At 72.1% G+C, this 24202-nt stretch carries 21 protein-coding genes and 1 pseudogene; 16 read left to right on the forward strand and 6 right to left on the reverse strand.

Going from position 1 to position 24202, the window contains the following annotated elements; genetic code table 11:
* Positions 1–55 precede the first annotated feature (55 nt).
* The 8 genes from F6J85_RS03770 to F6J85_RS03805 all read left to right on the forward strand — a co-directional run bounded on the left by F6J85_RS03770 (position 56) and on the right by F6J85_RS03805 (position 8512).
* Entirely contained in the window at positions 56–1012 is a 957-nt protein-coding gene (locus tag F6J85_RS03770) for a hypothetical protein (RefSeq protein ID WP_150923890.1), read from the forward strand.
* A 61-nt stretch (positions 1013–1073) separates the two neighbouring features.
* Positions 1074–1670: a general stress protein gene (locus F6J85_RS03775; protein ID WP_238707051.1), complete on the forward strand. Its 597-nt coding sequence runs from the start codon at positions 1074–1076 to the stop codon at positions 1668–1670.
* An 80-nt stretch (positions 1671–1750) separates the two neighbouring features.
* Positions 1751–4186, forward strand: coding sequence for an ATP-dependent helicase (locus F6J85_RS03780; RefSeq protein WP_150923891.1), 2436 nt, complete (start codon positions 1751–1753; stop codon positions 4184–4186).
* Positions 4187–4219: 33 nt separating this feature from the next.
* Positions 4220–5383: an SseB family protein gene (locus F6J85_RS03785; RefSeq protein WP_150923892.1), complete on the forward strand. Its 1164-nt coding sequence runs from the start codon at positions 4220–4222 to the stop codon at positions 5381–5383.
* A 68-nt stretch (positions 5384–5451) separates the two neighbouring features.
* The gene (ligD, locus tag F6J85_RS03790) at positions 5452–6486 is read left to right on the forward strand and encodes a non-homologous end-joining DNA ligase (RefSeq protein WP_150923893.1); all 1035 of its coding nucleotides are present in this window, start codon (positions 5452–5454) and stop codon (positions 6484–6486) included.
* Positions 6487–6538: 52 nt separating this feature from the next.
* A complete protein-coding gene (locus F6J85_RS03795; protein ID WP_191906742.1) occupies positions 6539–7609 on the forward strand; it encodes an ATP-dependent DNA ligase in 1071 nt (356 codons plus the stop codon).
* Positions 7606–7950 (forward strand): TfoX/Sxy family protein, encoded by a 345-nt coding sequence (locus tag F6J85_RS03800; RefSeq protein WP_202980873.1) that lies wholly within the window; start codon positions 7606–7608, stop codon positions 7948–7950. Before F6J85_RS03795 ends, F6J85_RS03800 begins: the two co-directional genes overlap by 4 nt.
* A gap of 124 nt (positions 7951–8074) precedes the next feature.
* On the forward strand, positions 8075–8512 hold the full coding sequence (locus tag F6J85_RS03805; RefSeq protein ID WP_150923894.1) for a hypothetical protein: 438 nt from the start codon (positions 8075–8077) through the stop codon (positions 8510–8512).
* Between the two features lie 48 nt (positions 8513–8560).
* On the opposite strand, the gene F6J85_RS03810 is transcribed toward F6J85_RS03805, so the two are convergent.
* From F6J85_RS03810 to F6J85_RS03825, 4 genes are all read right to left on the reverse strand, one after another.
* Positions 8561–9712 carry an AI-2E family transporter gene (locus F6J85_RS03810; protein ID WP_150923895.1) on the reverse strand — a complete coding sequence of 384 codons (1152 nt, stop codon included), beginning with the start codon at positions 9710–9712 and terminating at the stop codon, positions 8561–8563.
* Positions 9713–9761: 49 nt separating this feature from the next.
* Complete coding sequence (locus tag F6J85_RS03815) at positions 9762–10991, reverse strand: acyl-CoA dehydrogenase family protein (protein ID WP_150923896.1); 1230 nt, start codon at positions 10989–10991, stop codon at positions 9762–9764.
* Between the two features lie 498 nt (positions 10992–11489).
* Positions 11490–12635, reverse strand: coding sequence for a carboxylate-amine ligase (locus tag F6J85_RS03820; protein WP_150923897.1), 1146 nt, complete (start codon positions 12633–12635; stop codon positions 11490–11492).
* Between the two features lie 65 nt (positions 12636–12700).
* The gene (locus tag F6J85_RS03825; protein WP_150923898.1) at positions 12701–13369 is read right to left on the reverse strand and encodes a TetR family transcriptional regulator; all 669 of its coding nucleotides are present in this window, start codon (positions 13367–13369) and stop codon (positions 12701–12703) included.
* Positions 13370–13460: 91 nt separating this feature from the next.
* On the opposite strand from F6J85_RS03825, the gene F6J85_RS03830 reads away from it, so the two are divergent.
* Positions 13461–14972: an FAD-dependent oxidoreductase gene (locus F6J85_RS03830; RefSeq protein WP_150923899.1), complete on the forward strand. Its 1512-nt coding sequence runs from the start codon at positions 13461–13463 to the stop codon at positions 14970–14972.
* 10 nt (positions 14973–14982) lie between these two features.
* Here the strand turns inward: F6J85_RS03830 and F6J85_RS03835 are convergent, their stop codons facing one another.
* Entirely contained in the window at positions 14983–15486 is a 504-nt protein-coding gene (locus F6J85_RS03835) for a small multidrug efflux protein (protein WP_150923900.1), read from the reverse strand.
* A 149-nt stretch (positions 15487–15635) separates the two neighbouring features.
* Between F6J85_RS03835 and F6J85_RS03840 the strand changes: the two genes are divergently transcribed.
* From F6J85_RS03840 to sucD, 4 genes are all read left to right on the forward strand, one after another.
* Positions 15636–16856: a sensor histidine kinase gene (locus F6J85_RS03840; protein WP_150923901.1), complete on the forward strand. Its 1221-nt coding sequence runs from the start codon at positions 15636–15638 to the stop codon at positions 16854–16856.
* A complete protein-coding gene (locus F6J85_RS03845; protein WP_150919979.1) occupies positions 16853–17455 on the forward strand; it encodes a response regulator transcription factor in 603 nt (200 codons plus the stop codon). The genes F6J85_RS03840 and F6J85_RS03845 overlap by 4 nt, the downstream gene beginning before the upstream one ends.
* A gap of 113 nt (positions 17456–17568) precedes the next feature.
* Complete coding sequence (sucC, locus tag F6J85_RS03850; protein WP_150923902.1) at positions 17569–18732, forward strand: ADP-forming succinate--CoA ligase subunit beta; 1164 nt, start codon at positions 17569–17571, stop codon at positions 18730–18732.
* A gap of 57 nt (positions 18733–18789) precedes the next feature.
* On the forward strand, positions 18790–19689 hold the full coding sequence (gene sucD / locus F6J85_RS03855; protein WP_150923903.1) for a succinate--CoA ligase subunit alpha: 900 nt from the start codon (positions 18790–18792) through the stop codon (positions 19687–19689).
* Positions 19690–19866: 177 nt separating this feature from the next.
* Here sucD and F6J85_RS03860 read toward each other — a convergent pair whose 3' ends face one another.
* Entirely contained in the window at positions 19867–21282 is a 1416-nt protein-coding gene (locus F6J85_RS03860) for an NCS2 family permease (protein WP_150923904.1), read from the reverse strand.
* Between the two features lie 55 nt (positions 21283–21337).
* On the opposite strand from F6J85_RS03860, the gene F6J85_RS03865 reads away from it, so the two are divergent.
* The 3 genes and pseudogenes from F6J85_RS03865 to purN form a co-directional block, all read left to right on the forward strand.
* Positions 21338–21778: a nitroreductase family deazaflavin-dependent oxidoreductase gene (locus F6J85_RS03865; RefSeq protein ID WP_150923905.1), complete on the forward strand. Its 441-nt coding sequence runs from the start codon at positions 21338–21340 to the stop codon at positions 21776–21778.
* Between the two features lie 196 nt (positions 21779–21974).
* Positions 21975–23492, forward strand: coding sequence for a cell division protein PerM (locus F6J85_RS03870; protein ID WP_191906743.1), 1518 nt, complete (start codon positions 21975–21977; stop codon positions 23490–23492).
* A 4-nt stretch (positions 23493–23496) separates the two neighbouring features.
* A pseudogene (gene purN / locus F6J85_RS03875) lies at positions 23497–24081 on the forward strand (phosphoribosylglycinamide formyltransferase); the annotation flags it as partial.
* Positions 24082–24202: the final 121 nt, after the last annotated feature.

Here is a 24202-nt window from a genome sequence, read left to right on the forward strand (position 1 = left end):
GAACCCCCGTCCCGGGCGGGCAGAAGCAGGGGTCGGAGGGCACTAGCGTTAGGGGATGGCGACGGCGACGCGGAACGGGGTTCTGGCGGTGGTCGTCGCCGTCCTGCTGCTGCTGAGCGGTGTCGCCGTCGCGCTCGGCGTGGACACCTCGCTCGCCGCCAATGGGACACCCGACGCGGTCCCCACCCCCGGTCTCGCCGACCCGACCCTGGTGTGGGTGGCGCGCGCGCTGCTCGTGCTCGCCGTGGCGTGGGTCGTGATCGGCATGGTCGCCGCGCGCACGCGCCTGGTGCGCCGTCCCGGTGCCGCCGGGGCGCGCGCCGCATGGCTGGCCTCGACGCGACCGTGGCGTGCGCGCGAGTCGACGCTCGGGATGCTGCCGCTGGACCGCTGGCTCATGATCCTGGTCCCGGGGGCGCTGCTGGTGGCCACCCGGGCGGTGCAGACGGCGCTGCTGGGCTGGGTGGACCTCGTGGTGGCGCTGGGCGGATGGCTCGTCTTCGCGACCGTCGTGCGACTGCTCATCCGGCAGAGGTCGCCGTGGCCGGTGATCGCGGCGGTGGGCGGTGTCGTCGTGCTGCGCTGCGTGCTGGCGCTCATGGCGGTGTCGATCGCCGGTCCCGCCCCGTTCTGGTCGGAGTTCTGGACCGACGCCGCCGTGCGCTGGGCGTACCTCGTCCCCTCGGTCGCGCTGGCGGCGTGGGCGTTCGTGGCCGCGATCTGGTCGCTCGTGGCGCAGTTCGGTCGCCGCCAGGCGTGGGGCATGGTGCTCGCCGGGCTCGGCGCCGGGCTCGCCGTTCCGTCTGCGTTCATCGGGATCGCGGGGATGCGCGCCGTCGCCGACGCGTGGAGCGGGCAGCTGCCCGGCATCCGCCCCGACGTCGCCGCCGTGCTGGGCGATGCATCCGGCGCCTGGTGGGCCGTTGCGGTGGGTGTGCTGATGCTCGCCGTCGGGCTCGCCCTGAGGCTCGTGCGGGCGCGCGACACTGATCCGGCCAGTCCCTGGCGCTGAGGTGCCGCGCCGGGCATACACTGACGCCACAGTGAGGTATGCGATCCCGGAAGGGGATGTCATGAGCGACGCCACCACCGCGGTGCCCGAACGGCGACTGCTGTCCAGCTTCACCGAGTACTCCGACGCGCAGGCCACCGTCGACCGGCTGTCCGACGCGGGATTCCCCGTCGAGCGGGTCTCGATCGTGGGCCACAACGTGCGCATCGTCGAGCAGGTCACCGGCCGCATGACCAACGGACGCGCCGCCGGCTACGGCGCCGCCACCGGCGCGTGGTTCGGCCTGCTGATCGGCCTGCTGTTCGGACTCCTCGCTACGCCGGAGACATGGCTGTGGCTGCTGTTGTGGGGCCTCGTGCTCGGTGCCATCTGGGGAGCGGTGTTCGGATTCATCGGACACTGGGTCACGCGCGGCCGCCGCGACTTCAACTCCGTGCAGAAGCTCGAGGCGGAGCGCTGGGACGTCATGGTCGACGCCGACCAGCTGCTCAAAGCGCAGTCCACGCTCGGCGCCCCGCCCGCCGCCGCCCCCGCCGCATCCGTGCCGCCGGCGCCTGCCGCCGCACCCGCTGGCCCCGCGGCGCCTGCCGCGCCGTCCTCGCCTTCTTCCGCCGCTGCGCCGCGGACCCCGCCGCCGGCCGGCCCGCCGGCTTCCTGAGTCCGCGCGGCCGGGTTCGTCGCCGTCCGGTCGCGGGCGCCGGGCTGGCTGTCAGGGCCCGCGCCTAGACTGAACGGGCCATGACCGACGCATCCACGCCCCTCATCGTCGGCGGCGATCGCGGTCCGCAGTCCGGTGCGGACGCACCGCGCGCGGACGACGATCTGCTCGCCGGGCTCAACCCGCCCCAGCGTGAGGCCGTGACCTATCGCGGCCCGGCGCTGCTCATCGTCGCGGGCGCCGGCTCCGGAAAGACCAGCGTGCTCACGCGCCGCATCGCCTCGCTTCTGCGCGGCGGTGAGGCCTGGCCCAGCCAGATCCTCGCGATCACGTTCACCAACAAGGCCGCCGGCGAGATGCGCGAGCGCGTCCGGCAGCTGATCGGCGACCGGGCCGAGGGCATGTGGATCTCCACGTTCCACTCCGCGTGCGTGCGCATCCTGCGCCGTGAGGCGCAGCAGTTCGGCTTCACCAAGGCGTTCACGATCTACGACTCGGGCGACTCCCGCGCGCTCATCAAGCGATTGGTCAAGGAGCACGAGGGGGATGCGTTCGGCCTCACCCCCGCCGGCACGCAGAGCCGCATCTCCAAACTCAAGAACGAGCTCGCCGACGCCGAGTCGTACGCGCGGCAGGCGAACATGAGCGACCCCGTCGAGCGGGTGTTCGTGGAGATCTTCTCCGCGTACCAGCGGGCCCTGCAACGGGCGAACGCGTTCGACTTCGACGACCTCATCGGCCAGACGGTGTACCTGTTCCGGGCCTTCCCGCACGTCGCCGACGTGTACCGTCGCCGGTTCCGCCACATCCTCGTCGACGAATACCAGGACACCAACCACGCCCAGTACGCGCTGATCCACGAGCTGACCCGGCCGATCGGCTCCGACGCCGGCCCCATCGCCTCCAGCGGCGGGATGATGATCTTCGACGCCGACCCGGCCGACGATCCGTCCAAGGCCCCGGCCTCGCTCACGGTCGTCGGCGACTCCGACCAGTCGATCTACGCGTTCCGCGGCGCCGACATCCGCAACATCAGCGAGTTCGAGCGCGACTATCCCGGCGCGAAGGTCGTGCTGCTCGAGCAGAACTACCGCTCGACGCAGAACATCCTCTCCGCCGCCAACGCCGTCATCAGCAACAACTTCGACCGCAAGGAGAAGCGGCTGTGGACCGACGTGGGGGCGGGGGACCCGATCATCGGGTTCACCGGGTACTCGCAGCACGACGAGGCGCAGTTCGTCGCCGACGAGGTCGAGGCGCTGCGCAAGGGCGGCGTCGACTACAGCCAGATGGCGGTGTTCTACCGGACGAACTCGCAGTCGCGTGCGCTGGAGGAGATCTTCATCCGCTCCGCGATCCCGTACAAGATCATGGGCGGCACGAAGTTCTACGAGCGGGCCGAGATCAAAGACGCCATGGCCTACCTCGTCGCCGTGGCCAATCCCGCCGATGAGATGGCGGTGCGCCGCATCCTGAACCGACCGCGCCGCGGAATCGGCGACGTGACCGAGACGGCCATCGCGCGGTACGCCGCCGACGAGCAGATCACGTTCCGCGACGCGCTGGCCAACGCGTCGGCGCTGGGCGTGGGGCCCAAGCTCCAGCAGGCGATCGCGCACCTGGACGCCGTCCTGGCCGAAGCGCGGGAGATCATGCTGCCGGCGTCGGGAGAACTCGCGCCGCCCACAGCCGTGGCCGACGGGCTCACGCTGCTGCTGAACAAGAGCGGCTACTTCGACGCGCTGCGCGCCAGCCGCGACCCGCAGGACGAGGCGCGTCTGGAGAACCTCGACGAGCTCATCGCGGTGGCCCGCGAGTTCGCCCGCAACAACCCCGAGGGCACCGTCGTCGACTTCCTCACCGAGGTCGCCCTCGTCTCCGACGCCGACGACCTCGAGGATGCGTCGGGCTCGGTGTCGCTCATGACGCTGCACACGGCGAAGGGCCTGGAGTACGACGCGGTGTTCGTCACCGGCGTCGAGGAAGACCTCCTCCCGCACCGGATCTCGGCGGGGGAGCCGGGTGGTCCGCAGGAGGAGCGTCGCCTCTTCTACGTCGGCATCACGCGCGCCCGCAAGCGCCTGTACCTCTCCCTCGCGATGACGCGGGCGCAGTTCGGCGAGGTCTCGGTGGCGATGCCCAGCCGCTTCCTGCAGGAGATCCCCGCCGATCTGGTGGACTGGCGGCAGTCGCCGGGCGACGTGAATTCCCGCGGCGGCATGCAGTCGCGGGCGCTCAACGCGCGGCCCCGGCGCCCCGGACAGGGCCGCTATGGCGATGACCTCGTGCCGAAGTCGTCGGCGATCGACAAGTTCCCCAACCGCATCCCGGCGAAGGTGCGCGACAACGGCGACATGGAGCTGGCCGCGGGCGACCGCATCCGCCACGACGACTTCGGCGAGGGTCACGTCGACGCCATCACCGGCGAGGGGGCCAAGCGCGTCGCGCACGTGCGGTTCGAGAAGGTGGGCGCCAAGAAGCTGCTCGTGAAGATCGCCCCGATCACGAAGCTGTGACGCCGACGCGCCGCGGTCGTTAGGCTGGCGGTGATGGCTCTCTTCTCCCGCCGAAAGAACTCCCCGCCCGCCGACGCGCCCGTCGAGGCGCCCGCCGAGGGGATCGAACCCGGCGAGCAGCCGGTCGATCCGGAGCGGGAGGGCGGTGCTGCGGCCTCCGCGCCGGCGGTGGGGATCTCCGTGTCCTCGTTCCGTGGCATGGGCGCCGGCGCGCCCGCTCCCGCCGGGGCTCCCGCGCCCGGCGACTCTGCGTCTGCCCCGGGGGAGGCTCCCGTCGGCGGCGGATCTGCGCCCGAAGACGCGCACGCAGCGGCCGCCGCATCCGCCTCCGACGCCCCGGCCGCCGCACCCTCGGACGCGCCGCGCCGACTTCCTCCCCGTCGGCCGGTGCCGGCCGAGGCGCCCGCCCCCACCTCGACGGTGCCCGGGTTGCGCGACAACACGCTGCTGGTCCAGGCTCTCGCGGGGCTGTCGCCCAAGCCCACCGGACCGGAGTTGATGAACGTCGTGCGGCAGCTGCTGCAGGGCCATCTGTTCCTGCGCGTGCAGGGCGACGCGCGCGAGCTGCTGTCGGCGGGCAAGTCGTTGCCGCTGTCGGTCGCCGCGGTCGGAGACGACCGTTACGTGCTGGCCTACAGCGGCGGGGCGGCGCTCCAGGCGAGCGTGCGTGCCGACGGCGACGTGAAGACCTCCGCGATGGGTCAGCCCGTCCTCGCCGTGCTGCGCCATGTGCTCTCCGGCGAGTTCGCCGGGCTCATCCTCGACAACAACTCCGCGCCCGCCCGGGCGGTGCTGCCTGCCGCGGTGCTGCAGCGTGCGATCGACGATGCCGACGAGACGCTGCGGATCAAGACGCTGCTGACCGAGCCGCGCACCGATGCCACCGCCGGCGAGGTCGCCCTCGCCATGACGGAGGCGCCGCTGTGGATCGCCGTGCAGCGCACCCAGGAGGGCGGCCCGTTCGGCGTCGCCGAGACCCGCACGGCCGAGGGCGAGCGCTACCTCGAGGTGTTCTCCCACCCGCTGGAGTCCGTGGCCCTGGACCGGGGCGACGCGGCCGCGCCCATCCCGCCCGCCCGTCTGGCGACGGCTCTGGCCCGTGATCCGCAGCTGACCGGGGTGCTGGTCAACCCCGCAGGTCCCTGGATCCGCCTCAGCCGCGCCGACCTCGCCCCGCTCCTCGCCCTCGCCGAGTAGCCGCCCTCCCTGCCGGACGCGCGACCCCGGAGGGTGACGGATGCGGCGGGCGCCGCTAGCGTCGGAGCATGGCGTCACCGCGCATCACGCTGACCGTCCCCGGGCCGCACGGAGACCGCGAGGTCGGCATCTCCAACCCCGACCGCGTGCTGTGGCCCGAGCAGGGCATCACCAAACGCGAGCTCGCCGAGTACTTCATCGCCGTCGCGGAGCCGTTCCTGGCCGCCAATGGAGGCCGCCCGGTGTCGCTGGAACGCTTCCCCGACGGCGTCGACGGGGAGAGCTTCTTCTCCAAGAACCCGCCCAAGGGCGCACCCGATTACGTCGAAGCGGTGACTGTCACGTACAACAGCGGGCGGAAGCATCCGCAGCTCGTGCTCACCGAGATCGCATCGGCGGTGTGGGCGGCGCAGATGAACACGGTCGTCTTCCACCCGTGGGCTTCGCTCGCGGCCGACCCCGACAACCCGGTGGAGCTGCGCATCGACCTCGACCCGCAGCCGGGCACGGGGTTCGCCGAGGCGGTGACCGCCGCCCATGCCCTCCGGGAGGTGCTGCGCGAGGCGCAGCTGGAGCCGTGGATCAAGACCAGCGGCAACCGCGGCCTGCACGTGTTCTGCCCCATCGAGCCCACGCACGAGTTCCTCGACGTGCGGCACGCGGTCATCGCCGCGTCGCGCGAACTCGAACGGCGCATGCCCGACCGCGTGACGACGGCGTGGTGGAAGGAGGAGCGCGGCGAACGCATCTTCCTCGACTTCAACCAGGCCAATCGCGACCGCACGATGGCCGGGGCGTACTCGCCGCGGCAGCTGCCGTCGGCGACCGTGTCGACGCCGGTGTCGTGGGACGAGCTGGATGCGGTGGATCCCGCGGCGTTCACCGTCCGCACCGTGCCCGAGCGCCTCGCGGCGGTCGGCGACCCGTGGGCGGGCCTGCTGGATCGACCCGGCCGCATCGACACGCTCCTGGAGTGGTGGCAGCGCGACCTCGACGACGGGCTCGGCGAGCTGCCGTTCCCGCCGGACTTCCCGAAGATGCCGGGGGAGCCGCCGCGTGTGCAGCCGAGTCGGCGCAACCCCGACAACTGGCCGAAGGAGTAGCCGCAGCATCCGGATCTGGCGCATCGCCCTCCCCGCGCGCGAGACTGAGCACGTGCACCTCCCCGTCATGCCGCCGGTCGCCCCGATGCTCGCGAAGTCCGTCTCGGACATCCCCGACCTCGGGCACACGGAGCCGAAGTGGGACGGATTCCGCACGATCGTCTTCCGCGACGGCGACGAGGTGGTCCTGGGCAGCCGCAACGAGCGTCCGATGACCCGCTACTTCCCCGAGCTGATCGAGGCGATCAAGGCCAACACGCCGCCGCGGTGCGTCATCGACGGCGAGATCGTCGTGGTCTCGGCCGACCGCCTGGACTTCGAGGCGCTGCAGCAGCGGGTCCACCCCGCCGACAGCCGCGTCCGCATGCTGGCGGAGCAGACCCCCGCCTCCTTCATCGCCTTCGACCTGCTCGCCCTCGGCGATGCCGACCTCATGGACCGGCCGTTCGCCGAGCGTCGGGCACGGCTCGTCGAGGTGATGGCGGATGCTGCCGACCCGATCTTCGTCACCCCCGCGACGGGCGACCTGACCCGGGCGCGCGAATGGTTCGACACATTCGAGGGCGCGGGCCTCGACGGCGTCGTCGCCAAGCCGCTGGCGGGCACCTACCAACCGAACAAGCGGACGATGTTCAAGATCAAGCACGAGCGCACCGCCGACTGCGTCGTCGCCGGGTTCCGCTGGCACAAGACCGGCGACGTCGTGGGCTCCCTGCTCCTGGGCCTCTACAGCGACGACGGGCAGCTGCAGCACGTCGGAGTCACCGCATCCTTCTCCATGGCCCGGCGCAAGAGCCTGCTGGACGAACTCGCGCCCTACCGCGACGTCGAGCTGGAGGCGCACCCGTGGGGCGGATGGGCGGCGCAGGGCTCGGCCGATCAGCCCAACCTGCCGGGCGCGGGCAGCAGGTGGAACGCCGGCAAGAGCCTGTCGTTCGAGCCGCTGCGCCCGGAGCTCGTGGTGGAGGTCGCGTACGACCACATGGAGGGGGATCGTTTCCGCCACATCCCCAGCTTCCGCCGCTGGCGCCCCGATCGGGACCCGCGGTCCTGCACGTTCGACCAGCTCGAAGAGGCCGTGGACTTCCGGTTCTCGGACATCTTCCCCGGAGGTGCATCGTGACCACGCCCGTCCCGCGATCCCAGCAGGTGCTCGCGGAGAGGATCCGCGGGCTCCTGAGCGCCTACCCCGACGTGCGTGAGGTGCGCATGTTCGGTGGTCTGTCGTTCATGGTCGACGATCGGATGGCCGTCGCCGCCGGCCGCGTCGGAGACCTGCTCGTGCGCGTGAACCCCGCCGATTACGATGCCCTGCTCGACCGCGGCGGCGTTCCCGCCTACATGGGCAAGGATCGGCCGATGGGTCCGGGGTGGCTCAGCGTGCCCTCCGAGCGCGTCGACGAGGACGACGAGCTCGCGCAGTGGATCGACGTGGGCATCCACTCCGGCGACGGCCGGCCCTGAGCGGCGCGCGTGTCCGATCCCGCGAGTAGCGTGCGGGGAATGCGGGAGGTCGTCTTCCTTCGCAACGTGAATCAGGGGCAGCGCAGGCATCCGTCCACCGCCGACATCCTGTCCGCCTTCGCCGATGCGGGGTACCCCGGATGCGGCGACCTACCGCATCATCGACGCGTTCGGTGGCGGCGGCGCAATCGACGATGCGGGCGTGGCCGACGTGGTGGCGGCGCTCGCGGCGCGCAGCGGGGCGGAACGCGAAGCTTTCCGGATGCCGGTGGCCGAGCTCGCCCGCATCATCGACGCGTTCGGCGGCGGCCCGGAGGAGCCTCGCCGCGAACTGACGCTGCACGCGGGCAGCGTGCGGGAGATCGAGGATGCCACTGTTTCGGCGGAGGCGGCGCGCTGGCGTTGCCGGTTCCTCGGCGCGGGCGAGGGCTGGGTGGTCACCGAGAACGAACGCGACCGGGAGAGCAACGCGACACCACTCGTGGAGCATCTCACCGGGATGCCCGCGACCTCCCGCGGCCTGCGCACCGTCGCCGGCCTGGTGGACCGGTTCGGCGACTGACCGGAACGGGCCGCGCCACGCGCCGGCCGCACCGGGTCGGTAGGGCGGTCAGGCCTCGAGGGTCTTGGGGCGCGCCCAGCGGGCCGGACGGTCCGGGCCGTCCCATACCTGGATGACGCCCCACGCGGCAGCGGTGATGGGGACGGCGAGGACCGCGCCGACGATCCCGCCGACGACCGTGCCGACGGTCAAGGCGACCAGGATGACGAAGGCGTGCAGCTTCATCGACCGGCCCATCAGCACCGGCTGCAGGAAGTTGCCCTCAAGCTGGTTGACGAGCACCACGATTCCCACGACGATGAGGGCGATGAACGGGCCGTTGGCCACGAGCGCCACCAGGGCGGCGAGGATGCCGGCCACGGTCGCGCCGACGATCGGGATGAAGGCGAGCAGGAACACCAGCACCGCGAGCGGGATGGCGAGGGGCACCTGCAGGATCAGCAGGCCGATCAGGATGCCGATGGCATCCACTGCGGCCACCGTCGCCGTGCCGCGCACGTAGGCACCGAGCACCGTGACCGTCTTGTCGCCGATGCGGCGGGCGCGGATGTAGTTCTCACCGCGGAAGGGGCGCAGGAGGAACTCCCACATCTGGGGTCCGTCCAGGAGGAAGAAGAACAGGATCGTGACGAGCAGGACGAAGCCGGTCACGAAGTTGGCCACGGCTCCGACGCCGGCCAGGGCGCCCGAGCCGAACTGGGCGCTCGTGACGAAGTCGGTGACGGTGTTGGCCAGTTCGTCGAGCTGGTCGGGCTGCACGAAGTCGAAGGGGAGGTCCTGGACCCACGCCACGAGCCTGCGGAAACCGTCCTCGGCCTGCGCGTACAGGTCGCTCCACTGGTCGCGCACGGCCCACACGATCAGCAAGCCGAGCCCGGAGAGGATCACCACGATCGTCAGCAGGGTCGCGATCGTCGCCAGCAGCGAGGGCACGCCGCGCCGCCGCATCCAGCTCATCACCGGGTTGAACGCGCACGCGAGGATCAGGGCGATGACCAGCGGAATCGTCACGAGCGTCAGCGCCTGGATCGCGAAGATGATCGCGCCGGCGACGACCACCACGACGATGATCTGGATCGAGCGGGTGCCGAGCTTGCCGAAGGCGTCGGCCCACAGGCTCCACGGAGCCGCGGTGGCTTTCAACTCGACGTCGTTCGACTCCAGCTGCACGCGCTGCGGGTCGTTGCGGAACCATCCCATGGGATGAGGCTAACGCCCCTCGCCGGATGCGGCGGTGAACCCGGGACGTTTACGCGAACGCGCTCATGCCGGTGATGTCACGTCCGAGCAGCAGCGCCTGCACGCTCTCGGTGCCCTCGTACGTGTGGATCGCCTCGATGTCGGCCATGTGCTGCATGACGCCGTGCTCCAGCAGGATGCCGTTGCCCCCGAGCAGGTCCCGCGCGGTCGCCGCGATCCGCCGGGCGGTGCGCGTGTTGTGGTATTTCGCGAGCGAGGCCTGCGTGGGACGGAGGCCTCCGGCGGATTCGAGATCGGCCAGGCGACGGCAGTACAGCTGCATCGCGGTGAGGTCGGCGAGCATCTGCGTGAGCCGCTCCTGCACCATCTGGAACTTCGCCAGCGGCTTGCCGAACTGCATCCGCTGCGTGGCGTACGACAGCGCCGCCTCGTAGCAGGCCGTCGCGTGCCCGAGCGCCGACCACGCGACGCCCGAACGCGTGGAGTACAGCACGATCGAGGCATCCTTGAAGCTCTTCGTGCCCGGCAGCACCGCGTCGGCGGGCACCCGCACGTCGTCGAGGGCGATGTGGGCCTGATGGATGCCGCGCAGCGACGCCTTGCCGGTGATCACGGTGCCGGTGTACCCGGGGGTGTCCTGCTCGACGAGGAAGCAGCGCACAGCGCCGTGGTCGTCCGCGCCCTCGTCCTGGACGCGCGCCCACACGAAGGTCACGCCGCCGGAGGCGCCGTTGCCGATCCACTTCTTCGCACCACGCAGCACCCAGCCCGCGCCGTCTCGGGTCGCGGTGGTCTCCAGCGACACGGAGTCGGAGCCGTGGTCGGGCTCGGTGAGCGCGAAGGACCCGAGCACCTCGCCGCGCGCGATGGGCTGCAGCCAGCGCGCCTGCTGCTCGGGGCTGCCGAAGAGCGCGAGCGTGCGCAGGGCGAGTCCACCCTGGACGGCCAGCACGGTGCCGAGCGATCCGTCGCCGCGGGAGATCTCCATGTTCACCAGGCCCGCCGCCAGCGGGGAGGAGGCCGGAAGATCCGGGTGGTCGAGTCCGTCGGTGTACAGCTCGAGCTCGCCCATGCGCCGCGCGAGGTCGAGCGGATAGGTCGCGGCATCCCATTCGTGCTGCATCCGCGGGCCCACCTCGTCGATGAACGCCTGCGCGCGCTCCCACACCGCCCGGTCGGCGTCGGGGATGTCGGCGAACACGGCGTAGTAGTCGGTGTCGCGGCGGGCGGTGACGTCGTAGCGGGCGACGCGCTCGCCCGGCAGGGGTGCGGTACTCATGTACTGAGTATCGCGCAAGAGGGAACTCAGTTCCAGACTCCGGGTGCGCTGGCCGGAATCGCGGACCTGTGTGCGGCGGGCGGGTCGGCGCGCCGCATCCGCCCACTCCCGCGCAACCGCGCCGCACCCGCGCACCCCGCCCCTCTTCCGCGCACCCCGCCACTTCCGCGCACCCGCGCCACTTCCGCGCCAGTTCCGCGTAACCGCGCCACATCAAAACGCAGCGAACGCACCTTTGTGGCGCGAACCTGCGGCCGGTCGGCGCGAACCCGCGCCCGCGCGGCGTCAGGTGGTCCATCCGCATCCGCCCCACTTCCGCGGCGCGTCCGCGCCACCGCCCCACTTCCGCCCCACTTCCGCGTAACCGCGCCTCATCAAAACGCAGCGAACGCACTTTTGTGGCGCGAACCCGCGGCCGCCGACGCGGCGGGCGGGCGGACGGCGGGCGGGCGGAGGACGGCGGGCGGGCGCCCGGAGGCGGGCGGATGCCGCGGAGGGTCAGCGGGAGCCGGCCATGGCGGCCGGCGTCGCGTCGTGCACCGGTGCCGCGCCCAGATCCGCCGCGGCCAGGACGAGCCCGCGGAGGTCGCCCCGCGCCATGCCTCGCTGCCAGGCTGCGGCATTGCCCTCGGAGAGGATCCGCTCGACGCCTTCGCCGACGAATCCGAGGTCTCCGTGGGCCTCCAACCCGGGGGAGGCGAACTCGACCATCGCCCGCACCACCTCGGCCGCCGGTGCGGGCCGTCGCGTGCGCGGATCCAGCAGCGTGCCGCCCAGCCCGCGCAGCGCCGCATCCCACGTCGCCAGGCGCAGCGCGTTGACCGAGATGGCGGCGGGGGGCTCGCCGCGACGTGCGGCGTCGGCGGACGCTGCCACCATGCCGCGCACCAGCCCGGCGAGCAGCGCCGTCGTCGCCGCGGTCAGCGGCACGTCGCACACGCGCACCTCGACGGTGGGGAAGCGGGCGGACAGGCGCGCGTCGGAGTACAGCATCCCCTCGTCCAGGAGCGCGCCGGTCGCCAGCAGTTCTCGCGTCGCACCGTGGTAGGCCTCGAGGTCGCCGAAGACCTCGGCCGGTCCGCTCGAGGGCCACAGGTTCCACAGCTCGTAGCGGTAGCTGTCATAGCCGGTGTCGACGCCCGCGCTGAACGGAGAGTTCGCCGACAGCACGCGCAACGCGGGCAGCCAGCCGCGGATCCGGTCAAGGATCGCGACGCCCTCGGCGGGGTCGGCGATCGACACGTGCACGTGCAGCCCGCACGTCATGCACTGGGTCGGGGTGATGCCGTACCGCTGGGCGATCAGCTCGTACCGGCTGCCGGGGGAGGGGTGGGGTGCGGCCGGGAGCGGGGAGACGGCCAGCGGCACCACGCGCGTACCGAGCGTCCGGGCGACGCGGTCGACGGTCGCGCGCGCGTGCGCGGCGTCTGCCTGCAGGCCGGCCAGCGACCGGTGCGGAGCGCCGACGATCTCGATCATCTCCTGATGCATCTCGGGCACCACCGCCGAGCGGACGTTCTCGAACGCCGTGCCCGCGATGACGGCCGCCGCGGCGGGGACGGGCACGCCTGTGTCGGCATCCACGAGGAGCATCTCCTCCTCCACGCCGAACGTGCGCAGAGGGATCTTCGGGCGCTGTCGCATGGACCCACCTCCTGCCGTCCAGAAGAGGGTCCCGCCGTGGGGTCATCCGCCCCAGGGGCTTGACATCACCGGGGGAGGATCCCTTGCAGGCGGCGCGCGACCTCGGCGACCGGCATCCCCCGAGGGAAGGCGGCGATGGTGAGGTCGTCGTCCGACGGCGGCGGCGCGTCGGGGTGCACCCCGAAGCGACGGAGCACATCGTCCAGGGCGCGGCGCAGCGTCGTCTGCGGCACGCGCTCGCCGCGCAGCAGCCGTCGCAGCACGTGGTTGTGCACGGCGGTCACGAGCGCTGCGAACCCGACGGCGTCGAGGGGATCGAGCCCCGGCAGCGCGCGGCGGAGGTACTCGTCGAAGAGCCGTTCGTAACGGAAGACGGTGACGATCTCCCGATTGCGCAGCACCGGCACCTCGCGCACGATCGTGTACCGCCGGCGGGCGAGGTCGGGGTCGGCCGCGAAGTGGCGGAAGACCTGCAGGGATGCGTCGCAGACGGCGGTCCACGGGTTGTCGTGGGGCTCATCGAGGTAGGCCTGGAGGGAGTGCAGCAGCTCCTCGTGATCGGCGAAGACGACGTCTTCCTTGCCACCGAACTGGCGGAAGAACGTCGAGCGCGACACGCCCGCCGCGCGTGCGATCTGCTCGACGGACGTGGCGTCGAACCCGTGCTCGGCGAACAGCTCGATCGCGGCGGCGACCACGCGCGTGCTGGTGCTCGGCGGGGGCGCGTCGGTCATGGCCGGAAGCCTAGCGGGCGGCGACCTGCACCGGCCGAGGCCCGATGTCAACCGCTGGGTCGATCCGGCGGCGACCGGTTTGACTGCCGGGATGACGACACCACTGTGGAAACAGGATGCGACCCCCGTTCCCGGCGCACAGTTCGAGCCGGGTCGGTCCTACGACGTCGTGGTCGTGGGGGCCGGGATCACGGGCCTGGCGACCGCGTACCTGCTCGCCCGTGCCGGGATGGGCGTCGCCATCGTGGAAGCCGGCGAGGTGGGCCACCTGGCCACCGGCGGCAACACGGGCAAGGCATCCCTCCTGCAGGGCACCGTTCTCTCCACGCTGCGCAGCGGCCATCCCGCAGGCCTCGTCCGCGCCTACGTGGAGGCCAACCGCTCGGGGCAGGAGTGGCTCGCCGCCACCGCCGACGAACTGTCCGTCCCCTACGTCCGGCGCACCGCGTTCACCTACGCCCAGACCGACGACGCACTCTCCTCCGTCGAGGCGGAGAAGGACGCCGCCCGCGAGGCGGGCGTTCCGGTGCGGCGTGCGACGAGGGACGAACTGGATGCGGTGCCCTTCCCGCTCGCGTCAGCCGTGGCGCTGGATGACCAGGTCTCGATCGATCCGATGACCTTCGCCACGGCGCTCGCCCGCGCCGCCGTCGACGCCGGCGCCGTGCTGCACACCGGGGTGACGGTGCGCGGGGCCAAGGTGCTGCCGCGCGCGCACGTGCAGACCGACGACGGTCCGCTGTACGCCGACAGCATCGTCCTGGCCACGGGCATCCCGGTCCTCGACCGCGGCGGTTACTTCGCCAAGGTCCACGGCACGCGGTCGTACTGCGTCGCGTTCGCCGCCGACGGTCCGATCCCCGAGGGCATGTACCTCTCGGCCGACTCTCCGACGCGGTCGGTGCGGGCGGTCTCGGCGGGCGACGGACCGGCCGGCTACAGCGGGATCATCGTGGGCGGTGCGGGGCATCCCGTCGGCCGCGGCGGGTCCGAGCGCGAGCGGGTGGACCAACTCGTCGCGTGGGCGCGGCAGCACCTGCCCGTGACCGAGGAGACGCACCGGTGGAGCGCGCAGGATTACCAGTCGCACAACCTGATCCCGTTCATCGGGGCGATGCCGCGATCCCTCGGTCGTGTGCGCTTCGCGACCGGCTACGGCAAATGGGGGCTCACCAACGGTCCCGCCGCCGCACAGCGCATCGTGGCGGAGATCCTCGGCGACGGTGACAAGCCGCGGTGGATGACCGCGCTGGGCACGCGCATGACCATGCCGTCCGACCTCGCCCGCGGCGTCGCGGAGAACGCGAAGGTCGGCCGGGCCGCCGCGCAGGGCTGGGTCGAGGCCGAGCGCACGCCCGTGCCCGTGCCCCAGCCCGCCGAAGGCGCCGGGGTGGTCGCGCAGCGCGGCGGGCGCCCGGTCGGCATCTCGACGGTGGACGGGGTCACGCGGGCGGTGGATGCGGTGTGCCCGCACCTGGGCGGGGTGCTCTCGTGGAACGACGAGGAGTGCACGTGGGACTGCCCCCTGCACGCCAGCCGGTTCGAGGCGAACGGCGCCCGCATCGAAGGGCCCGCGTGCTCCGACCTCAAGCCGCTGAGCTGAGCCGGGCCGCTCAGGCGACCAGGCGCACGAGCCCCGTCGCGAGCAGCGTCAGGATCGTCGTCCACAGCACGATGGCCGCGGCCTGCCACGCGATCACGCGGGCCGGCGATACGCCGGTGGCCGTCAGCGCGGCCGCGGTGAACTGCGTGGGCAGCAGCAGCGGGCCCAGCAGGCTCACCCCGGGCGTGCCGTACCGGTGGTAGGCGCGCTGGAACTTCTCGTGGCGCGGTGACGGCGCCTCCCCGCCCGATCCACCGCGCCGGGTGGTCACGGCGGTGCGGATGCGCGCGCTGACGAGCACGACCAGCACGACGCACACCAGGTTGCCGATCGCGCCGGCGAGCGCCGCGACGAGCGGGTGGATCCCCCCGACGATGCCGATCGTGGCTGCCCCCTCGCCCTCGATGAACGGCACGGCTCCGGCCAGGGCGACGATCACAGGCTGCATCACTTCGGGCACACGTGCGACGAGATCCTGGAAGCCGAGGACGAGGTCGGAAAGGGGGCTGGTCATGGCTGCTCCTGATGGGATGGGCGCGGTGCTTCCGCGGTGATTCCATCCCAGCGGATGCGGCGGGCGCGCGTGAGTGTCGAGTGTCACCGGCGGCCGGGAAGATCCGCCGGCGATGGGGTGACAAATGTCATGGCCGTACGCTGGCGGATGTGAGTCGACCCGACCCGTCCCCCGCTTCGGCTCTGGCCCGCGGTGTCACGGCGACCTGGTGGTACACGGCAGCCTCCGCCATCTTCTTCCAGGTCACCACGCTCGCGCTGTGGGGGCTGGATGCGGCGCTCCGCGTCGAGGCCTTCCGTGGAGTCGCCCCCGTCGGCTTCCTCGCGTGCGCCCTGCTGTCGGTCGCGGCCGTATCGGTGCTCCTCGCCGAGTACCGGCGCGAGCGCCGCGCGCAGGAGGCGGACGAGCCGTGGTGGCGCATGTCGCGGTGGAGCGCCATCGCCCTGACCGTTGCGCTCCTGTCCGCCGTCGCGGTGGGGCTGCTCGCCGATTCGGTCGTGCTGATCGCCGGGCTGGTGGCGTTCGTGCTGGGTGTGCGCCCGTGGCGGCCAGGTGTCCGCATCCGCCTCGTGATCGCCCTCGTCCTCCTGGTCGTCGCGGCCTGGGTCTTCGACGCCTCCCGGGTTTCGCCCGCGGAACCCGGTCTCTTCGCGGTGTCCGCACTGTTCGCCCTGATGCTCGCACCGGCGACGGTCCTGTCGTTGTGGTGGTGGGACATCGTCCTGGCCCTGGACCACGCCCGCGCCGTGGAGAGCCGGCTCGCCGCGGTGCAGGAGCGGTTGCGCCTGGCCGGGGATCTGCACGACCTGCAGGGCCACCACCTGCAGGTGATCGCGCTGCAGCTCGAGCTCGCCGAACGCACGATGGAGCGCGACCCCGTCACCGCCGCCGAGCACGTGCGCGCCGCGCACCGCAGCGTCGACGACGCCCGCCGTGGCACGCGCGAGCTGGCGGCGCGATTCCGCGGCGTCCCGCTCCCGGACGAACTCGCCAACGCCGCCGATCTCCTGCGCGCGGCAGGCCTCCGCGTCGACCTGGAGATCGCCGCCGACGCGGCCGACGCCAGCGCGGAGGTCCTGGGCCCGGTCGTCCGCGAGTGCACGACGAACATCCTCAAGCACGGCGGCGGCGCGTGGGCGCATGTCGCGCTGCTGAGCGGCGGATCGACGTGGCGGCTGGAGTTCGCCAACGACACGCGCTCCGGTGCGGTCGATACGGCCCGTCCCGGGTCGGGGCTTGCGGGCATCGCCGAGCGCGTCGGGATGGTCGGCGGACACGTCGACACCCCCATCGCGCAGGACGTCTTCCGCGTCGTCGTGACCATTCCCGGTGGCCCGCCCGCGGATCCGCCGAGCGGGGTGCCCCGATGATCCGCGTGCTCATCGCCGACGACGAGGACATGATCCGCTCGGCACTGGCGTCGCTCCTCCGCCTGGAGGACGACCTCGACGTCGTCGCCGAATGCCCCGACGGGGAGACCGCGCTCGCCGAGGCCGTGCGGCTGCGCCCGGACGTGTGCCTGCTGGATCTGGAGATGCCCGGGCTCGACGGGGTGGACACCGCCGCGCGCATCCTCCGCCAGGTGCCGGCGCGGTGCATCGTCGTCACCCGCCACGCGCGGCCGGGCGTGCTGCGCCGAGCCCTCAGCGTCGGCGTCGACGGCTTCCTGCCGAAGTCCCGCCGCGCCGAAGACGTCGCCGCGGTCATCCGCGAGGTCGCCGCCGGCCGCCGGTACGTCGACCCCGAGGTCGCCGCCGACGCGCTCACGGATGTGCGCAGCCCCCTGACCGACCGCGAGCTCGACGTGCTGCGGGCGGGCCAGCGCGGCGAGACGATCGCGCAGATCGCCGCCGCGCTGCACCTGTCGGCGGGTACGGTGCGCAACCACGTCTCGTCGGTGCTGGGCAAACTCGGGGTCTCGACGCGGCAGCAGGCGGCCATCCTGGCGCGTGAGCGCGGGTGGATCTGACGGATCCGACGTCCGGGATGGTCAGGGCCGAGTAGTAGGGTGGGGGACTGGTCGATCTCTTGATATCAAGACATCCGACCCCCACCCACTGACCGTCCAGCGGAGGATTCCCTGTGGATCTGTACGAGTACCAGGCACGCGATCTGTTCGAGAAGTACGAGGTGCCGGTGCTCGCCGGCATCATCGCCGACACCCCCGAGGAAGCGAGGGCCGCAGCCGAGAAGCTCGGCGGCGTCGTCGTCGTGAAGGCCCAGGTGAAGACCGGCGGCCGCGGGAAGGCGGGCGGCGTCAAGGTCGCCAAGAACCCGGATGAGGCGTACGAGGCCGCGCAGGCGATCCTCGGCCTCGACATCAAGGGTCACGTCGTCCAGCGCGTCATGGTCGCCGCCGGCGCCCGCATCGCCAAGGAGTTCTACTTCTCGGTGCTGCTGGACCGCGCCAACCGCTCCTACCTGAGCCTTGCCAGCGTCGAAGGCGGCATGGAGATCGAGCAGCTCGCGGTGGAGAAGCCCGAGGCGCTCGCTCGCGTCGAGGTCGACCCGCTCGAGGGCATCACCCCGGAGAAGGCGCTCGAGATCGCCAAGGCCGGCGGCTTCGACAACGAGCTGGCCCCCAAGGTCGCCGACGTCTTCGTCAAGCTCTACAACGTCTACAAGGGTGAAGACGCGACCCTCGTCGAGGTGAACCCCCTCATCCAGTCGGAGGACGGCGACATCATCGCCCTCGACGGCAAGGTCTCGCTCGACGAGAACGCCGCGTTCCGTCACCCCGACCACGAGGCCCTCGAAGACCAGGCCGCCGCCGACCCGCTCGAGGCCCAGGCCAAGTCGCACGACCTGAACTACGTCAAGCTCGACGGCCAGGTCGGCGTCATCGGCAACGGCGCGGGGCTGGTCATGTCCACGCTCGACGTCGTGGCCTACGCCGGTGAGAAGCACGGGGGCGTCAAGCCCGCCAACTTCCTCGACATCGGCGGCGGCGCATCCGCCACCGTCATGGCCGCGGGCCTGGACGTCATCCTCGGCGACGAGCAGGTCAAGAGCGTGTTCGTCAACGTCTTCGGCGGCATCACGTCGTGCGTGGCCGTGGCCGAGGGCATCGTCAAGGCGCTCGAGATCCTCGGCGACACCGCCTCCAAGCCGCTCGTGGTCCGCCTCGACGGCAACCAGGTGGAGGAGGGCCGCGCGATCCTCGCCGGCGCCAACCACCCCCTCGTGACCCTCGCGGCCAGCATGGACGACGGCGCCGACAAGGCAGCCGAACTGGCCAACGCCTGACCCACTTTTTCCGCGGTCCCTGAGCTTGTCGGCGGGCCGCGATCGAAAGGACAGAAGATGTCGATCTACCTCAACAAGGACTCCAAGGTCATCGTCCAGGGCATCACGGGCGGCGAGGGCACCAAGCACACCGCGCTGATGCTGAAGGCCGGCACGCAGGTCGTCGGTGGCGTCAACGCCCGCAAGGCCGGCACGACCGTCTCGCACCAGGACGCCGACGGCAACCCCGTCGAGCTGCCCGTCTTCGCCTCCGTGGCCGAAGCCATGGCGAAGACCGGCGCCGACGTGTCGATCGCGTTCGTGCCGCCGGCGTTCACGAAGGACGCCATGATCGAGGCCATCGACGCCGAGATCCCGCTGCTCGTCGTGATCACCGAGGGCGTGCCCGTCGGCGACACCGCCGAAGCGTGGGCGTACGCGAAGTCCAAGGGCACCACCCGCATCATCGGACCGAACTGCCCCGGCATCATCACCCCCGGTGAGTCGCTCGTGGGCATCACGCCGGCCAACATCACCGGCAAGGGCCCGATCGGCCTCGTGTCGAAGTCGGGGACGCTGACGTACCAGATGATGTTCGAGCTGCGCGACCTGGGCTTCTCCACCGCCATCGGCATCGGCGGCGACCCGGTCATCGGCACGACGCACATCGACGCCCTCGAGGCGTTCGAGGCCGACCCCGAGACCAAGGCGATCGTCATGATCGGCGAGATCGGCGGCGACGCCGAGGAGCGCGCGGCCGACTTCATCCGGGCCAACGTGACCAAGCCGGTCGTCGGCTACGTCGCGGGCTTCACCGCCCCCGAGGGCAAGACGATGGGCCACGCCGGCGCCATCGTGTCCGGCTCGGCCGGCACCGCCCAGGCGAAGAAGGAGGCCCTCGAGGCCGCGGGCGTGAAGGTCGGCAAGACGCCGTCCGAGACCGCCGCCCTGATGCGCGAGATCATCGAGTCCCTGTAACCCGGGTTCTCACGAAGGGCGGATGCTGACGCATCCGCCCTTCGTCGTCCCGCGCCGCCGTCCCGCGCCGCCCGCGCTGCGCGCCATCCGCGAGACTGCAGCGCACCGGCGAGACCGCGACATAATGCGGCGGTCTCGCCGGTGGCGTGAAGTCTCGCGGACGGGCGAGCGGCGGGGTCAGCCGATGAGGGCTTGGATGGGGCCGCGGGCGAAGAACACGACGAATCCGGCGGCGACGACCCACAGCAGCGGATGCACCTGCTTGGCGCGTCCGGACAGCGCGTTGACGACGACCCAGCTGATGAAGCCCGCGCCGATGCCGTTCGCGATCGAGTAGGTCAGCGGCATGACCGTCGCGGTGAGGAAAACCGGCAGCAGCACGCGGAAGTCGCTGAAGTCGATGTGCTTGATCTGCGCGAGCATCATGGCACCGACGAGCACGAGCGCGGCGGCGGCGACCTCGCCCGGCACGATCGCGGTGAGCGGCGTGAAGAACATCGCCAGCAGGAACAGCACACCCGTCACGACGTTCGCAAGTCCCGTGCGCGCGCCCTCGCCGATGCCCGAGCCCGACTCGACGAACACCGTCGCCGACGACGACGACGTGCCACCGCCGACGACCGCGCCCAGACCCTCGACGATGAGGGCCGACTTGATACGCGGGAAGTCGCCCTTCGCGTCGGCGAGGTCGGCCTCCTTCGCGAGCCCCGTCATGGTGCCCATCGCGTCGAAGAAGTTCGAGAACACGAGCGTGAAGACGATCATCACGAGCGCGATGAACCCGACCTTGCCCAGGTCGAAGCCGAAGTCCACCTGACCGAGAAGGCTCAGATCGGGGACCGCGATGATGCCGCCCTCACCGGAGACCGAGAGACCGTACGGCCAGATGAGGTTCACGATGTGCGCGAGCAGCGTGCCGCCGACCAGGCCCAGCAGGAGTCCGCCCTTGACCTTCAGGGAGATGAGGATGCCGGCCAGGAACAGCGTCACGACGAACATCACGGTCTGCACGGTGGCGACCGAGCCGCCGACACCGAGGTCCAGCGGCGGGGAGGGGTTGCCGGTCGAGGTGACGAAGCCGGCGTTGACGAACCCGATGAACGCGATGAACAGACCGATGCCGACCGTGATCGCGAGCTTCAGCTGCACCGGCACGGCGTCGAAGATGAGCTTGCGCAGCCCGGTCGCCGCCAGCAGCACGATGACGAAACCGTTGATCATCACGAGGGCCATCGCCTCGGGCCACGTCACCTCGCCGACGACCGAGAAGGCGAGGAACGCGTTGATGCCCAGACCCGCGGCGAACGCGAACGGCAGGCGCGTGACGAGACCGAACAGGATCGTCATGACACCCGCCGTCAGCGCGGTGGAGGCGGCCACCGCGCTCGCGCTGAGGGTGTTGCCTGCCACGTCGGGCGTGCTGAGGATGATCGGGTTGAGGATGACGATGTACGCCATCGTCACGAAGGTCACGACCCCGCCGCGCACCTCCGTGCCGATCGTGGATCCGCGCCGGGATATCTCGAAGAAGCGGTCGATCCGGTTCTTCGGCGCGGATGCGGCGGCGGGCGTTCTGGTCGCGTTGGTGCTCATGGGACCTCGGGTTGGGAGAGTGGGAAGGCGCGGAGCGAGGACGTAGTCTTGGCGCATGCCGCTCACAGGAGAGTATCTGCCAGGGACCAGCGAATGGGCACGCCGCCAGGCGGAGGCGTTCGAAGCATCCGCCGGAGCCGAGGCGAACGAGCTGCGCGGGAAGCCGATCATCGTGTTGACGACCGTCGGGGCGAAGACCGGGGGCCTGCGCAAGACCGCCCTCATGCGCGTCGAGCATGACGGACGTTACGCGGTCGTCGCATCCAAGGGCGGGGCGCCGGAGCCGCCCGCCTGGTACTGGAACATCGTGAAGAACCCGCATGTGCAGCTGCAGGACGGCGACACCCTGCGCGACTACACGGCGCACGAGGCGGAGGGCGCTGAACGCGAGGAGTGGTGGGCGCGCGCGGTGCAGGCGTGGCCCGATTACGACGAGTACCAGAAGAAGACCGAGCGCCGCATCGCGCTGTTCGTGCTGGAGCCCGTCGAGGACTGAATCCCCGGATGCGGCGGATGCGGGCCGACCCGCGTCCGCTGACGCACGTGCCGACTCGCGGCTGACGCACGTGCGGGCCCGCCTCCGCGGACGCACGTGCGGGCCCGCGTCCGCTGACCCCGGCCGGGGCGGAGGTGGCGTCGCCCCGGGGTGCCGTCCCGTCGAGGCACCGCGGCGCGGGTAGGGTCGTCAGCGCATGAATCGCCTGCTCGTCGCCCTCCTGGCCGCCTTCGACGCCCTCGTGGCGGCCGCGGGCGGCCTCGCCATCGCTCTGGCACCACTGGCCCTGCTGTGGGTGTTCGCGCTCGGCGGCGGGGCCGACTGGGCCGCGTTGTGGCCCGCGAGCGCTGCGGTGTGGCAGCTCGGTCACCTCGTCCCGCTGACGATCCACCTGCCCGGGACGTACCTGGCCGCGGCGGGCATCGATCCGTCGGCGGCCGACTTCGCCCTCTCGCTGGCCCCGCTGGGCTTCGCCGTCTTCACCGCCCTGTTCGCTGCGCGCTCGGGTGGCCGGGCCGCCCGAGCCGGCGAGCCGCTCACCGGCGCCGTGTCGGGATCGCTGGTCTTCGCCGCGCTCACGGCGCTGGTGGCGCTGACGGGTGCGACGCCGTTCGCCGAGACTACGCTGTGGCAGGCGCTGCTCTTCCCCGCCCTCGTCTACGCCGTGCCGTGCGCCCTGGGCGCCGCGGTGGGCGCCTGGGCGGGCGGCGAAGGAGCCGCCGGCCGGCTGCGTGATCGCGTCGAGCGGGCCGGGGGCGGATGGGGCGCCGTGCCCGGCCTCATCGTGCGGGGCGCTGCGATCGCCGCACTGGGGGTCGTGGCCGTCGGCGCCCTCCTCTTCGCCGTCGCCGTACTCGCGCGCGCCGGGCAGGTGGTGGCGCTGTTCGAGGCGGGCAACGTCGACGCCATCGGCGCGACCGTGCTGGCGCTCGGCCAGCTGGCGTACCTGCCGACGCTCGTGATCTGGAGCGCGTCGTTCGTCGCCGGACCCGGTTTCGCGCTGGGAACGGGCACGGCGGTGTCGCCGTCGGGAACGCAGCTCGGAGTCGTCCCGGGCCTTCCCGTGCTCGGGGTCATCCCCGAGTCCACGTCGCCGTGGCTGCTGACGCTCGCGCTCCTGCCCGTGGCCGCGGGGGCGCTGGCGGGGTGGATGCTGCGCTCCCGCCTCGTGGCGGAGCATCCCGGCCGCGAGCACTTCGGCCCCCGCGTCGTGGTGGTGGTGGGTATGAGTGTGCTCACCGGGGCCGTCTTCGCGCTGCTGGCGGTGTGCGCGCGCGGTGCCATCGGTCCGGGCCGTCTCGCCGAGGCGGGGCCGGAGCCGGGGCCGGTCGCCCTGGCCGTCGGCATGGAGGTTGCGGTGGGCGCCGCCATCCTGATGCTCGCCCCCCACCGCGGTTCGTCATCGGCCGGGCTCGGCGCGACGACGACGGCCGCGCCCGTGTTCGGCGAGGCTCGCGACGACGTGCGCTGGGGCGGCGAGCCTCGCGACGACGTCCGGTGGAACTCCCATTCGGGGTGGGAGCGCGCCGTGCCGCCCGAACCATGGCCCGAGCCGCCCCCTCTGCCGGACGCGCCCGCCGGACCGCGGGCCGACCCGGCGCCGCTGCCCACCCTGCCGACCTCAGCCTTCGGCACCGGCCCCCTGGGGTCGGCGCCGCGCGAAGACGCGGAGGACGACGCGTCCGAACCGAGGCGGGACGGCTCGCTAGACTGACCGGGTGCTCACGGTCGCCGTCCTCATCTCGGGATCGGGCTCCAATCTCCGCGCACTGCTGGATGCCGCCGCGGCGCCCGACTTCCCCGCGCGCGTGATCGTCGTCGGTGCAGACCGGGAGGCCGACGGCTTCGCGCACGCCGAGGCATACGACATCCCCACCTTCCTCGTGCCGTGGAGCGCGTTCGACTCCCGCGAGGCGTGGGCGCAAGAGCTGGACGCGCAGCTGCGGGCATGGCAGCCCGACCTGGTCGTCCTGAGCGGGTTCATGCGGCTCCTGCCGACGAGCCTGGTGGCCGCCTGGTCGCCGCGCATCCTCAACACCCATCCCGCATACCTGCCCGAATTCCCGGGCGCCCACGGCGTCCGCGACGCTCTGGCGGCCGGCGCGACGCGCACCGGCGCGAGCGTCATCGTCGTCGACCCCGGCGTCGACAGCGGACCCATCGTCGCCCAGGAGCGCGTCGCCGTGCTTCCCGGCGACGACGAACGCTCCCTGCACGAGCGCATCAAGACCGTCGAGCGGCGCCTGCTGATCGAGGTCATCCGCGCCGTTGCCGCCGGCGAGCTCGACCTCGCCGCCATCGCCGGCCCGCCGCATCCGGCCGGCGCCGCGTCCGCGCCCTCCACCCCCACCCCCACCACTCCCGCCCCCGCCCCATCCACGCCCTCCGCGTCCGCGTCCGCTCCCTCCGCGCCGTCCGCTGCCT

The sequence above is a fragment of the Microbacterium lushaniae genome, from assembly GCF_008727775.1.
Taxonomy (GTDB): Bacteria; Actinomycetota; Actinomycetes; order Actinomycetales; family Microbacteriaceae; genus Microbacterium; species Microbacterium lushaniae.